Here is a 12277-nt window from a genome sequence, read left to right as displayed (position 1 = left end):
TCTGGATGCGCGCCGGTCGAGCTATGGCGATACGGAGGGGGCGCTCGACGACTTGGCCAGAGGGCGCGCGGCGGCGCTTCAGCCGGCGTATCCCGCGCTAGAACAGGCACTTGTCGCAGCCCGCGCCATGGCGAAGGCACAGACGGCGCGGATCGACGCGCTGGCAGGCTCGTTGCCGGGCGCCTAGAAGGTCAGGAGTGGGAGGATACTGGCGTATTCGTCGGTCCACGGCGCAAACCCCGGACGACGCACGAGCTTCTTCCAGTCACCCTCGTCGCCGGCCAGCAGGGCGAGCGTCCACGGGTCGCGGGTCATAACCACCCAGGAAGACGGCGTTTCTTCCTCCTGAAGCAGTGACGGGCGATGGTCGAGGATCAGCGCCTGCCATCCTCCGGCACGCGCGGCGGCGGCGACGACGGGACGCAAATTGACGAAACGGTTCGAGATATGGACCGCCAGAACACCATGCGGTGACAGAACGCGCGCATATCCGGCGAACGCTTCGCGGGTCAGGAGGTGCATGGGGACCGCATCGGACGAAAACGCGTCGAGGGCGAGCACGTCCAGGCTCGCCGGGGACGCGCGTTCGAGCGATAATCGCGCGTCGCCGAGCACCATCGTCGCATCGGGTGCGCAATCGGCAATGAACGTGAAGCGTCGGGTGCGCGTCAGTGCCACCATCGCCGGGTCGATCTCGTAGAAGCGCCAGCGCTGCCCCGGCTGCGCGTAGCAGGCGAGCGTGCCGGTGCCGAGCCCGACCACCCCGATCCGCGCCTCCGGCCCGAACAGCATCGGCGCGGCGCGCATCACGCGCCCAACGCCTGAATCGGGGGTGTAATAGGTCGTCGGCGTTCGCTCGCGCGCCGCCGTCCCGGTCAGTTGCACACCGTGGAGCGTGGTGCCGTGGATCAGGGTGCGGCGGCGCGGCTCGTCGGCGACGGTGTAGACGCCGAAATAGCTGCGCACGCGCGCGCCGGGTTCAAGCGAGAGCGACAGCGAGCGGACGCCGCCGAACAGCAGCAGCCCGCTGGCCAGCACGAGCAGATAGGGAATGCGCGCGCCCAGCGACACGAGGCCGCCAAGGGCCACGAACGTAAAGATCACGCCGGTATGGCGCACCTCGCGGAAACCGGCCGGGTCGCGCGACAGCACCAGCAGTGCGAGACACAACGCGCCGACGATCAGCGTCGCCCCCGCGACCGTCATCCCGCGGCGATGCCACAAGCCGCGCAGCGCAGGCGTCAGATAGGTCTGCGGGACCAGTGCGCCGGCGGCGACGATCAACAGCGGATATTCCCACGTCCAGTCGAACAGCGTCGGCGCGATCAGCCCCGCGAACACCCCGCCCAGCGCGCCGCCGAAGGACATGGCGAGATAGAAGCCGGTCAGCCGCGCCGGCTCCGGGCGCAGGCGATAGAGCTGCGTATGGAGCGCGACCGAGATCATGAACAGCAGGATCAGCGCGGTGATCGCGCTGAACGTCGCGCGCTCGGCGAAGCCGCCCATCAACACGCCGCCGAACAGCACGATCGTCACCGGCGCGCTACTGGTCAACAGATCGGCAATGCCGCGCCGCGCGGCGAAGGCGATCGAGAAGCTGAGCAGATAGAGCGCCAGCGGGATGACCCACAGCAGCGGCATCGCGACCAGATCGGTGCTGACGAAGGTGCTGGTCGCCAGCATCATCCCCGACGGCACGAAGCCGAGCGCGATCCAGTGCATCACACGACGGCGGCCGGGCGCGGGTCGCAGCGCCTGCGCACGTGCCGGCTCGCGCCCGGCGGGCAACAGCCGCGCACAGGCGGCGACGAGCACGATCAGCAGCAGATAGCCCGCGCTCCACAACCAGCGCTGGCGCGAGACGCTAAGCAGAGGCTCGACCAGCAGCGGAAAGGCGAGCAGCCCGGCGAAGCTGCCGAAATTGGAAGCGGCATAGAGCGCATAGGGGTCGGTGTCGGGCCGGGCGCTGGCGAACCAGCGCTGCATCAGCGGCGCCTGTGCCGAGACCGCGAAGAACAGCGGCCCGATCGAGACGACGAACAGATACGGCACCCACAAGGCCGGCTCGGCCCCGGCGGGGAGCACGCGGTCGCTGAGCCCGATCGGCAGGAACGCGCAGGCGGCGAGCAGCACCAGCAGATGGACGATGCCCTGCCGCCGCGGCGCGACGCGCCCGAGCAGATGCGCATAGCCGTAGCCGCCGAGCAGCAGCGCCTGATAGACGAGCATCGCCGAGTTCCACACCGCGGGCGCGCCGCCGAGCCGCGGCAAGGCGATCCGCGCGATCATCGGCTGGACGAGGAACAGCAGGAACGATCCGGTCAGGATCGTCGCGACGAACAATCCCCGTCCGCGCGCCGTGGCGGCGTCAGCCATTCAGCGGGCGGTCGATGCGGTAGAGGATGTGGCGGCGCAAGGGACTGTCCGGGGCAAGATCGGGATGGTCGAAGTCACCCTCCTCAACGCGCGTCATGCCGAGCCGCTCCATCACGGCGCGGCTGCGGCGGTTGGCGACGGTCGTGACCGCAAAGACGGCGTCGGTGCCGCGCGCCCATTCGGCGGCCAGCACCGCACGCGCCGCCTCGCTCGCCAACCCCTGCCCCCATGCCGCGCGTGCGAGTCGCCAGCCGATCTCGGGCGCTCCCGCGATCGGGCTGCCTGTTGGCCCCGGTTCGACGCCGCAGAAGCCGATAAAGGCGCGGTCCGTCCGTCGCTCCACCGCCCAGAAGCAGCGTCCGAAGCTGTGCGCGGTCTCGTTCGCCTCGCGCATCATGGCACGCGCGCCGGCGTCGGTGGTCGGCGGGCCGAGATAGCGCATCACCTCGGCGTCCTGTCCCATCGCGTGGAACCGCGCGACATCGTCTTCGCGCCACGCGCGGAGGATCAGGCGTTCGGTTTCGATCACGGACGGACGATCCGGTGGATCACGGTGCCGGCGCGCTTCGACTGAAGATATTCCATCACCGGCATCTGCTCTCCAAAAATGCTTCATCAATGCTGAGCCAGTGGCGTTGCTGCGCTTGCTTGAGCGAGATGACGCTGATCGGATTTTTCCTTCGCCTTCAGGAGAGGGGTTGGACTGGGGACTTTTTCAAGTGCAGTCTTTGGCGACAGCCCCACCCCAACCCCTCCCCTGAAGGGGAGGGGCTTGATCGTTTCGATTACGGACGATCGACGCGATATGTCACGCTGTCGGCGAGCGCCGGATCGTCGGGGTATTTCGGGTGCATGAAGTCCAGCTCGGGCACATGCCGCATTCCGAGGCGTTCCATGACGCGCTGGCTGGCGACGTTGCGCCGTCCGGTGATCGCATACACCGCCGGTTCCGCGCGGTTCGCCCATGCCCAGTCGCGCCAGCCCGCTGCCGCCTCGGGTGCGTAGCCCGCGCCCCACCAGTCCCGGCCGATCATCCAGCCGATCTCCAGCAAGCCCTCGATCGGGGTGTCGGGCGCACCCGGCTTCAGACCGACATGCCCGATCACCTGCCCGTCCTCGCGACGCTCGACCACGCGGAAGCCGAGCGGGGCATAGCCGGCATGGCGCTCCAGCACCGCCAGACACGCCGCATGATCCTTCGGGCCACCGAGGTCGGCGGTGACGAGCGGATCGCCCCACATCGCGAACAGCGCCGCGTGATCCGCGGCGGTCGGCATCCGCAGGATCAGGCGCGGCGTCTCGATCATGCGCCGAGCAGCCGCGCCGCCAGCGGCGCGTGATAGGTCAGCACACCCGAACAGCCGGCGCGCTTGAACGCCAGCAATGTCTCCAGCACCATCGCGTCGCGATCCGCCGCTCCCGCCGCCACCGCAGCCTCGATCATCGCATATTCGCCCGACACCTGATAGGCGAACACCGGCACCGCGAACGCCTGTTTCACCTTTGCGACGATGTCGAGATACGGCAGCCCGGGCTTGACCATCACGCTGTCGGCGCCCTCGGCGAGATCGAGCCCGACCTCGCGCAGCGCTTCCTCGGCGTTGGCCGGGTCCATCTGATAGGTGGTCTTGTCGCCTTTCAGCAGACCGCGGCTGCCGACCGCGTCGCGGAACGGGCCGTAGAAGGCCGAGGCATATTTGGCGGCATAGGCCATGATCTGGACGTTGACGAAGCCTTCACGCTCCAGCGCGGTGCGGATCAACCCGACGCGGCCATCCATCATGTCGCTGGGCGCGATCACGTCCGAGCCGTTGCGCGCCTGGTTGAGCGCCTGTTGCACCAGTGCGTCGACGGTACTGTCGTTGGTGACATAGCCCCGCGCGTCGACCAGCCCGTCGTGGCCGTGGGTCGTATAGGGATCGAGCGCAACGTCGGTGAGCAGGCCGATATCGGGCACCGCATCCTTGATCGCGCGCAACGCCTGGCACATCAGATTGTCGGGATTGAGCGCCTCCGCGCCATCGTCGCTGCGCCGGCCGGATTGCGTATTGGGGAAGAGCGCAAGGCACGGGATGCCGAGCGCGGCGGCTTCCTTCGCACGCGCGACGATCCGGTCGACCGACCAGCGCGACACGCCTGGCAAGGCGGCGATCGGCTCCTCGACGTCGTGCCCCTCGGTCACGAACAGCGGCCAGATCAGGTCGGCCGGGGTGAGCACATTCTCGGCGTGGAGCCGGCGGCTCCAGGCGGCGGCACGGGTGCGGCGCAAGCGCAGCGCGGGGTAAGCGGCGTGCATGGGCTGCGCTTTCCCGCAATCCGACTTCCCATGCAAGCGTTACGGCGGCCAAACGCGTGCTGGTGCGTTGGGCGCGGCATGAGAGAGATCCGCTCCGCCGCTTTGATCGTCAACGCCAAATCGCGTCGTGGCCGCAAGCTGTTCAAGCGTGCGTGCCGGCGGCTGCGCGACCTGCCGTTCGGTGTGACCCCCTATGCGGTGAAGGACCCCAAGCATCTCGACCGGACGGTCCGCAAGGCGTTGGAAAAGAAGCCCGACCTGGTGATCCTGGGTGGCGGCGACGGGACGATCAGCGGGCTGGTCGACCTGCTGGTCGGGCATGACGTGATCCTTGGCGTGTTGCCGCTGGGCACCGCCAACAGCTTCGCGCGCTCGCTGGGGCTGCCGCTCGATATCGACGGCGCGATCGACGTGCTGCGCGACGGGGTGGCGAGGCGGATCGACCTGGGCATGATCGACGACGATTATTTCGCCAATTGCGCGGCGATGGGGCTGAGCCCGCAGATCGCCGAGACGGTGCCGCACAATCTGAAGAAGGTGTTGGGGCGGGTCGGCTATCTTGGCTGGGCCGGGTTTCAGTTGACGCGGTTCAAGCCGTTCACGCTCTATGTCGACGACGGATCGGGCGAGAAGACGCTTCGCGTGGTCGAGGTGCGGATCTCGAACGGGCCGTATCATGGCGGCACGTGGCTGGTCGACGAGGCCGGGGTCGCCTCGGGCAAGATCGTCGTGCAGGCGGTGAAGGGGCATTACAAACGCCGGCTGGTGCGCAACTGGGCGTACAGCTTCCTCGGCCGCAGCGAGCGCCATCACGATACGGTCAGCTTCTCGGGCACGTCGATCACGGTGCGGACCGATCCGCCGCTGCCGATCTCGATCGACGGCGAGGTGCTGGCGCATACGCCGGTCACCGCGCATGTCGCGGCGGGGGTGATCGAGGTGATGGTGCCGAAGCCTTAGTTCGTCATTGCGAGCGTAGCGAAGCAATCCAGAGCCGGACCAGGACGCCCTGGATTGCTTCGCTACGCTCGCAATGACGGTTACGGCATCGGCCCCGCGACGAGCAGCGGGTCGATCCGCGCCCCGTTCCACGTCATCGCCCAGTGCAGGTGCGGGCCGGTCGCGCGGCCGGTGCGGCCGACCAGCCCGAGCTTCTGCCCCTGCCGCACCTGCTGACCGACCGCCACGTCGATTCGCGACAGGTGCAGGAACGCGCTGGTGACGCCATGCCCGTGGTCGAGGATGAGCAACCGCCCCTCCAGCGTGAACGGCAGGTCGGCGGCGAGCGTCACCACGCCGGCGGCGGGCGCGACCACGTCCGCTCCCTCGGGCTTCGCGACGTCGACGCCGCCGTGATAGCTGCCCGGCTCACCGGCATAGATGCGCTGCGCGCCGAACAGCCCGGAGATGCGCCCGCGCGCCGGCCAGACGAAGCGTTGCCGCCAGCCGTCCGCGTCGCTGCCGGTGGCGCGCGCGGCGACGATCTGCGCCAGTTCGCCCGCACGTTTGGCCGCGAACTCGGCGTCGGGCACCGGGATCTTGCGCAGCGTCGGCAAACGCTCGATCCGCCAGTCGCCGGGGGCGATCGAGAGCGTCGCGGTCTGGATCGTGCCGTCGGCCAGCGTCGCGGCGAGCAGCGCCTGCGGTTTGGCATCGCGGTCGAAGGCGATGACGAAGCGGCCGTCGGGTGCGACGGCGACCGGCGCGCCATCGAGCGTCAGCCGCATCGTGCCCGGCGGGGCAGTGCCGAGCACCAGCGCGCCCTGCCGCAGTCCGTCGCTCAATCCAAAGCGGGCCGGCGAGATCGTCTGTGGCGGCGCGGCGGCCGCGATGGCGAGCAGCGGCGCCAGTACCGCGAGCCGGCGCGTCACCGTGGCGCCAGCTCCTCCATCGCGATCGCGCCGCTGGCGAACGGCCGCTGCGTCGCGACGTCCCAATAGCGGAGATCCTCCAGCGCGATCCGCGCGCCGCTGACCGCGCACAGCACGTGATCGCCCGGCGCCAGGATGCGGAAGCCGTTGGCCATATAGTGCAATTTGGCGGGGCGGTCGGTGTGGGACATCAGCATTGGAACGGGCTCTCAGATCAGGCGGGGCTGCTCGGGCTTGTCAGGATAGGCGCGGCGCGGCGTGCGCTCAACCTTTGCCTCTGGCTTTGCCTCGGGGCGGGCGCTCCCGTCGACCTGCACCGCCACCGCCCCGTCGCGGAAGCGCAGGTTGAGCGCCCCCGCCGCCCGCGCCGCATCGGCGGTGGTGACGGTGCCGCCGGCTGCCGCCTCGACGCGCGCATAGCCGCGGTTGAGGATATTGTCCGGGTTGAGGCTTTCGACCAGCCGCCCGACGTCTGCGAGCCGCCGCCGTGCCGCTTCCAGCCGCCGCTCCAGCGTGGCGGGGCGGATCGCGCCCGCGGCATGGGTCAGCTCGCCGCGCGCGCGCGCGACGCGCCGCTCCAGCGCGCGGTCGCCGCGCATCCCGAGATCGTCGAGCCGCTGCCGCTGCGGGCCGAGCAGCCGGTCGCGCGTCGGCATGACGCGGACCAGCGCGTCGAGCCGCTCGCGCCCGCGCTCGACATAGCGGCGCGCGCAGCGCTGCGTGCGGTTCGCCATCGCGTCGAGCGTCAGCCGCAGCTCAGCGAGCACCGGGACTGCAAGCTCCGCCGCCGCGGTCGGGGTCGGCGCGCGCAAGTCGGCGGCATGGTCGCACAAGGTGGTGTCGGTCTCGTGCCCGACCGCCGAGATGATCGGGATCGCGCAATGCGAGACCGCGCGCACCACCACTTCCTCGTTGAATGCCCACAGATCCTCGATCGACCCGCCGCCACGCGCGACGATCACCAGATCGGGGCGCGGGACCGGTCCACCCGCGGGCAGCGCATCGAACCCGCGCACCGCCGCCGCGACTTCTTCCGCCGCGCCTGCGCCCTGCACCTTGACCGGCCAGACGATCACATGCGTCGGGCAGCGATCCTCGAGCCGGTGGAGGATGTCGCGGATCACCGCGCCGGTCGGCGAGGTGACGACCCCGATCACGCGCGGCAGGAACGGCAGCGGCTGCTTGCGCGCGGGGTCGAACAGCCCCTCGCCCGCCAATTTGGCCTTGAGCTTTTCGAGCAACGCCATCAGCGCGCCCGCACCGGCCAGCTCCATCCGCTCGATGACGATCTGATATTTGGAGCGGCCGGGATAGGTGGTCAGCCGCCCGGTCGCGATCACCTCAATGCCGTCCTCGGGCCGGAACGCCAGCCCGCCCGCGCTGCCCTTCCACATCACGCCGTCGATGACCGCGCTCTCGTCCTTGAGGCACAGATAGAGGTGCCCCGACGTCGCGCGCTTATAACCCGAAATCTCGCCGCGCAGCCGGACATGGCCGAACTCGCCCTCGACCATCCGCTTCAACCGGCCCGACAGTTCGCCGACGCTGAGCGCCATCGCATTGTCGCCGGGCGTCGGCTCGGCTACCAGCCGCCCCGCCTGAGTATCGTAGAGGGGGTCGGCCATGAACATCCTGCTGGTGGGTTCGGGGGGACGCGAACATGCGCTCGCCTGGAAACTGGCGCAGTCTTCGACGCTCGATACGCTCTTCGCCGCGCCGGGCAACCCTGGCATCGCCGAACATGCGACGATCGCCGAGCTGGACGTGACGGATCACCGCGCGGTGGTGGATTTCGTGCGCCGTCATCGGGTTGGGCTGGTCGTGATCGGGCCGGAAGCACCGCTGGTCGACGGCCTTGCCGACAATATCCGCTCGATCGGCGTGCCCGTCTTCGGCCCCGGGCGCGAGGCGGCGCGTCTGGAAGGGTCGAAGGGCTTCACCAAGGATCTGTGCGCGCGAATGGGCATCCCCACCGCGCGCTATTTCCGCGTCACTTCGAAGGACGGCGCGCTCGCCTGTCTCGACGATTTCGGCGAGGCATGCGTCATCAAGGCCGACGGGCTTGCCGCGGGCAAGGGCGTGGTGGTCGCCACCTCGCGCGCCGAAGCGGAAACCGCGATTGCCGACCTCTATGCGCACGGCCCGGTCGAGGCAGTGATCGAGGAGATGCTCGAAGGCCCGGAAGCGAGCCTGTTCGTGCTGTCGGACGGGACCACCACCGCCGCCTTCGGCTCCGCGCAGGACCACAAGCGCGTCGGCGACGGCGACACCGGCCCCAACACCGGCGGCATGGGCGCGTACAGCCCGGCGGCGGTGCTGACGCCGGCGCTGGAGGAACGCGCGCTTGGCGAGATCGTCCGCCCGACGATCGATTGCCTCGCCGCCGCGGGCACGCCCTATGTCGGGGTGCTGTATGCCGGGCTGATGCTGACCACCGACGGCCCCAAGCTGATCGAATATAACGTCCGCTTCGGCGATCCCGAATGCCAAGTGCTGATGATGCGCTACGACGGCGATCTCGCCGCGCTGCTGCTCGCAGTCGCCGAGGGGCGGCTGGCCGACATGCCCGCGCCGGTCTTCTCCGACAAGGTCGCGCTGACCGTGGTGATGGCGGCGGAGAATTACCCCGGCACGCCGCGCACCGGCGGTACGATCGCCGGGATCGACGCCGCGCAGGCCGAGGGCGCAGTGGTGTTTCAGGCGGGTACGGCATTGAAGGATGGGCAATTGGTGTCGTCGGGCGGGCGCGTGCTCACGGTCACCGCCACCGGCACCGATGTGCCCGCCGCACAACGCGCTGCCTATGCCGCGGTGGAGAAAGTCGACTTCCCGACCGGCTTCTTCCGCCGCGACATCGGAGCCAAGGCGGTGATCGACGGTTGAGCGGGCAGCACTTTCGGCGCAGGACCGGCTCATGAACTCAGGCAGCTTCGATCTCGACCCCATTTCCCAGAACGGCGTGCTCGTCACGATCGCGCTCGCGCTGGTCGCGGTGCTCGCCGTGCTCACGATCATCGCGATGGTGTGGGGCGCGCGGCTCAAGCGCCAGCGCCGCGCCGCCGAGGCGGAAGAACAGCGCCGGATCGACGAACTGAAGGCGGACGGCGTCGAGGCGACGAACACCGCCGAGGGTGGCTCGCCGGTCGTCGCGGCGGCGGCACCGACGCCGACGCCCCCCGCCCCGGCCCCGATCGCTCCCGCACCCGCCCCGGTCGAGCGCGTTGCGCACGATCATCGCGTGGCGTTTCCGGATGAGCCAATCGCCGCGGCGGCACCGCTCGATGCGACACCGGCCAGCGTCGCCGCCGACGCGCCGGCGGCTTCCGCCGAGGAGGGCGGTGCGCAGTCGGTGACGATCCTCAAGGGGCTCGGCCCGAAGATCGCGACGCGGCTGTCCGAACTGGGGATCACGCGGCTCGACCAACTGGCGTGGCTCGACGATGCCGAGGCCGAACAGCTCGATGCGCAGCTCGGCGTCTTTCAGGGGCGAATGGAGCGCGACCGCTGGCGCGAACAGGCGCGGCTGCTCGCGCAGGGCGATCGCGCCGGTTACGAAGCGCAGTTCGGCAAGCTGGGATGAGCGTCGCCTTTCGTCGCGAGAGCGATGACGAACATCTCGAACCGAAGTTCGAGCTGCCGATCCCGCCTGGCCCCAATCTGGTGACGCCGCGCGGCCGTGCGCTGATCGAAGCGCAGGTTGTGGCGCTGGAGGCGGCGCTGGCGGCGACGCCCGATGCAGAGGCGGCCAAGCCGATCGCACGCGACCTGCGTTATTGGAAGACGCGGCGCGCCACCGCGATCGACACCGCGCCACGTGGCGACGGGGTGGTCGGCTTCGGGAGCCGGGTGCGGTTTGCGCTAGCGGGCAAGGAGCGGGAGGTGACGCTGGTCGGCGACGACGAGGCGGACCCGCCGGCGGGGTTGCTGTCCTTCTCCGCACCGCTGGCGCGCGCGTTGATGGGCGCGGAGGCGGGCGAGTTTGTGGCGTTCAACGGGCGTGAGGATGCGATCGAGGTGCTGGAGGTCGGGGCGGCGGGGTAGCGGCGGCTGTTTCCAAGTCCCCTGCCCGTTATCCCGGACTTGATCCGAGGGGCTCGCTTTGTCGCCTCGCGATCCGCTGGGTAGGTGATGACGTAGACTCGACCCTTCATTGCGAGCGCAGCGAAGCAATCCAGTGCCCGACCAGGACGCCCTGGATTGCTTCGCTGCGCTCGCAACGACGAACGGTGTGGTCGTCTGGCCCCTCGGGATCGAGCAGCCGCGCACCGGATCATGTCAGGGGCGACGGCGAGGTTGGAGGCTTGCCGCTACGCCTCGCTGACCAGCAATTTGTCGATCCGGCGACCGTCGAGATCGACGACCTCGAACCGCCAGCCCTGTTCCTCGAAGCTCTCGCCCTCGCCGGGCAGCTTGCGGAACGCCGCCAGCGCGAGCCCGGCGACGGTGGCATAGTCGCGGTCCTCGGGCAGGTCGATGCCCAGCCGCTCGGCCAGCGCATCGGCGGCCATCGTCCCCGCGACCAGCAGCGAGCCGTCGTCGCGGACTACGACGTTCGGGCTTTCCTCCGGATCGATGTCCGACAGGAACTCGCCCGCGATCGCCGCGAGCAGATTGGCCGGGGTCACGATTCCCTCGAAATGGCCATATTCGTCGTGGATCAGCGCCATCGGCACCTCGGCGCGGCGCAGCGCGTCGAGCGCGTCCATCGCATCGATCTGGTCGATCACCACCGGCGCCTTGCGCACCAGCTTTTCCAGGTCGAGCGTCTCGTCACGGAACAGCGCCGCCGCGACATCGCGCGCCTGCACGACGCCGACCACCGCATCGATCGACCCGCGCGCGACCGGCAGGCGGCTGTGCGGCGTCTCGCGCAGCTTCGCGCGGATCGCGGCATCGTCGAGCGCGATGTCGAGCCAGTCGACCTCGGTCCGCGGCGTCATCACCTCGCGCACCGGGCGATCGGCGAGCCGCACCACGCCCGAGATGATCGAGCGTTCATGCTCCTCGATCACGCCGGACTTGCTCGCCTCGGCGACGATCAGGTGCAGTTCCTCGGCGGTGACCTGCTCCTCATTCTCGCGGTTGAGGCCGAGGATGCGGAACAGCAAGGCGCTGCTCGCATCGAGCACCCAGACGACCGGCTTGGTGAATTTGGCGAGCCACCACATCGGCAGCGCGACAAGCGCGGCGACCGCCTCGGGCTTGCGCAGCGCAAATTGCTTGGGGACCAGTTCGCCGACGATCAGCGAGGCATAGGTGGTGAGCGCGATCACCAGCGCGAAACCGACGGTGGCGGCGGTTTCCGGCGCCAGCCCCAGCATCTCGAACCGCGCCGCAACCGGCGTGCCGAGACTCGCGCCCGAATAGGCGCCGGTGCCGATCCCGATCAGCGTGATGCCGATCTGGACGGTCGACAGGAACTTGCCGGGATCGGCGGCCAGCTCGATCGCGGTGGCCGCGCCCTTGCGGCCGCTGCGCGCCATCGCCTCCAGCCGCGCCTTGCGCGCCGACACGATCGCCAGTTCGCTCATGGCGAACACGCCATTGAGCGCAACGAGCGCGAGGATGATGATGACGTCGACCCAGGGGAACGGCGGTAGCATGGTGTGCGCCCCTCTTGGCCGCAAAGCGCGCGCGCGACAATCGCCAAATTGTTGCCGGGCGTGCTTCAGCGGTCATTCAGTGCGCAGGCGGAACATAGTGTCCGGACGTCGGGTTGACCGACATCAGTTGT

General features: G+C 69.5%; 12 protein-coding genes and 1 pseudogene. 5 read left to right on the top strand and 8 right to left on the bottom strand.

The window, feature by feature from the left end:
* Positions 1-187 (top strand): annotated as a pseudogene (locus AADI75_RS11955) (hypothetical protein); the annotation flags it as partial.
* Here AADI75_RS11955 and AADI75_RS11950 read toward each other — a convergent pair.
* The 4 genes from AADI75_RS11950 to hemB form a co-directional block, all read right to left on the bottom strand.
* The gene (locus AADI75_RS11950; RefSeq protein ID WP_341209246.1) at positions 184-2376 is read right to left on the bottom strand and encodes a fused MFS/spermidine synthase; all 2193 of its coding nucleotides are present in this window, start codon (positions 2374-2376) and stop codon (positions 184-186) included. The pseudogene AADI75_RS11955 and the gene AADI75_RS11950 sit on opposite strands and share 4 nt — an antisense overlap.
* Positions 2369-2905 (bottom strand): GNAT family N-acetyltransferase, encoded by a 537-nt coding sequence (locus AADI75_RS11945; protein ID WP_341209245.1) that lies wholly within the window; start codon positions 2903-2905, stop codon positions 2369-2371. The genes AADI75_RS11950 and AADI75_RS11945 overlap by 8 nt, the downstream gene beginning before the upstream one ends.
* A 256-nt stretch (positions 2906-3161) precedes the next feature.
* The gene (locus tag AADI75_RS11940) at positions 3162-3683 is read right to left on the bottom strand and encodes a GNAT family N-acetyltransferase (protein WP_341209244.1); all 522 of its coding nucleotides are present in this window, start codon (positions 3681-3683) and stop codon (positions 3162-3164) included.
* Complete coding sequence (gene hemB, locus AADI75_RS11935) at positions 3680-4672, bottom strand: porphobilinogen synthase (RefSeq protein ID WP_341209243.1); 993 nt, start codon at positions 4670-4672, stop codon at positions 3680-3682. Before hemB ends, AADI75_RS11940 begins: the two co-directional genes overlap by 4 nt.
* A gap of 78 nt (positions 4673-4750) precedes the next feature.
* On the opposite strand from hemB, the gene AADI75_RS11930 reads away from it, so the two are divergent.
* Positions 4751-5632 (top strand): YegS/Rv2252/BmrU family lipid kinase, encoded by an 882-nt coding sequence (locus AADI75_RS11930; RefSeq protein WP_341209242.1) that lies wholly within the window; start codon positions 4751-4753, stop codon positions 5630-5632.
* 80 nt (positions 5633-5712) lie between these two features.
* Here the strand turns inward: AADI75_RS11930 and AADI75_RS11925 are convergent, their stop codons facing one another.
* The 3 genes from AADI75_RS11925 to xseA are packed head-to-tail and all read right to left on the bottom strand — an operon-like array spanning position 5713 to position 8168.
* A complete protein-coding gene (locus AADI75_RS11925) occupies positions 5713-6543 on the bottom strand; it encodes a M23 family metallopeptidase (RefSeq protein ID WP_341209241.1) in 831 nt (276 codons plus the stop codon).
* Positions 6540-6740 (bottom strand): DUF2093 domain-containing protein, encoded by a 201-nt coding sequence (locus AADI75_RS11920; protein ID WP_341209240.1) that lies wholly within the window; start codon positions 6738-6740, stop codon positions 6540-6542. Before AADI75_RS11920 ends, AADI75_RS11925 begins: the two co-directional genes overlap by 4 nt.
* A gap of 12 nt (positions 6741-6752) precedes the next feature.
* Positions 6753-8168: an exodeoxyribonuclease VII large subunit gene (gene xseA, locus AADI75_RS11915; RefSeq protein ID WP_341209239.1), complete on the bottom strand. Its 1416-nt coding sequence runs from the start codon at positions 8166-8168 to the stop codon at positions 6753-6755.
* Between xseA and purD the strand changes: the two genes are divergently transcribed.
* From purD to AADI75_RS11900, 3 genes are read left to right on the top strand one after another with little or no spacing between them, the layout of a single operon-like run.
* Positions 8167-9426, top strand: coding sequence for a phosphoribosylamine--glycine ligase (gene purD, locus AADI75_RS11910; protein ID WP_341209238.1), 1260 nt, complete (start codon positions 8167-8169; stop codon positions 9424-9426). The genes xseA and purD overlap by 2 nt on opposite strands.
* A gap of 31 nt (positions 9427-9457) precedes the next feature.
* A complete protein-coding gene (locus AADI75_RS11905; protein ID WP_341209237.1) occupies positions 9458-10123 on the top strand; it encodes a hypothetical protein in 666 nt (221 codons plus the stop codon).
* The gene (locus AADI75_RS11900) at positions 10120-10584 is read left to right on the top strand and encodes a GreA/GreB family elongation factor (RefSeq protein WP_341209236.1); all 465 of its coding nucleotides are present in this window, start codon (positions 10120-10122) and stop codon (positions 10582-10584) included. The genes AADI75_RS11905 and AADI75_RS11900 overlap by 4 nt, the downstream gene beginning before the upstream one ends.
* A gap of 266 nt (positions 10585-10850) precedes the next feature.
* Here AADI75_RS11900 and AADI75_RS11895 read toward each other — a convergent pair whose 3' ends face one another.
* A complete protein-coding gene (locus tag AADI75_RS11895) occupies positions 10851-12146 on the bottom strand; it encodes a hemolysin family protein (RefSeq protein WP_341209235.1) in 1296 nt (431 codons plus the stop codon).
* Between the last annotated feature and the right edge of the window lie 131 nt (positions 12147-12277).

Origin of the sequence: uncultured Sphingomonas sp. (assembly GCF_964021865.1) — a bacterium.
Lineage (GTDB): Bacteria > Pseudomonadota > Alphaproteobacteria > Sphingomonadales > Sphingomonadaceae > Sphingomonas.
The sequence above is the reverse complement of the archived record's forward strand: the minus strand, read 5'-3'. Positions and strand labels throughout refer to the sequence as shown.

Excerpts from the sequence above, each read along its gene's own strand:
- AADI75_RS11950 (WP_341209246.1), bottom strand. The coding sequence starts at position 2,376 with ATGGCTGACGCCGCCACGGCGCGCGGACGGGGATTGTTCGTCGCGACG.
- AADI75_RS11940 (WP_341209244.1), bottom strand. The coding sequence starts at position 3,683 with ATGATCGAGACGCCGCGCCTGATCCTGCGGATGCCGACCGCCGCGGAT.
- hemB (WP_341209243.1), bottom strand. The coding sequence starts at position 4,672 with ATGCACGCCGCTTACCCCGCGCTGCGCTTGCGCCGCACCCGTGCCGCC.
- AADI75_RS11930 (WP_341209242.1), top strand. The coding sequence starts at position 4,751 with ATGAGAGAGATCCGCTCCGCCGCTTTGATCGTCAACGCCAAATCGCGT.
- AADI75_RS11920 (WP_341209240.1), bottom strand. The coding sequence starts at position 6,740 with ATGCTGATGTCCCACACCGACCGCCCCGCCAAATTGCACTATATGGCC.
- purD (WP_341209238.1), top strand. The coding sequence starts at position 8,167 with ATGAACATCCTGCTGGTGGGTTCGGGGGGACGCGAACATGCGCTCGCC.
- xseA (WP_341209239.1), bottom strand. The coding sequence starts at position 8,168 with ATGGCCGACCCCCTCTACGATACTCAGGCGGGGCGGCTGGTAGCCGAG.
- AADI75_RS11905 (WP_341209237.1), top strand. The coding sequence starts at position 9,458 with ATGAACTCAGGCAGCTTCGATCTCGACCCCATTTCCCAGAACGGCGTG.
- AADI75_RS11900 (WP_341209236.1), top strand. The coding sequence starts at position 10,120 with ATGAGCGTCGCCTTTCGTCGCGAGAGCGATGACGAACATCTCGAACCG.
- AADI75_RS11895 (WP_341209235.1), bottom strand. The coding sequence starts at position 12,146 with ATGCTACCGCCGTTCCCCTGGGTCGACGTCATCATCATCCTCGCGCTC.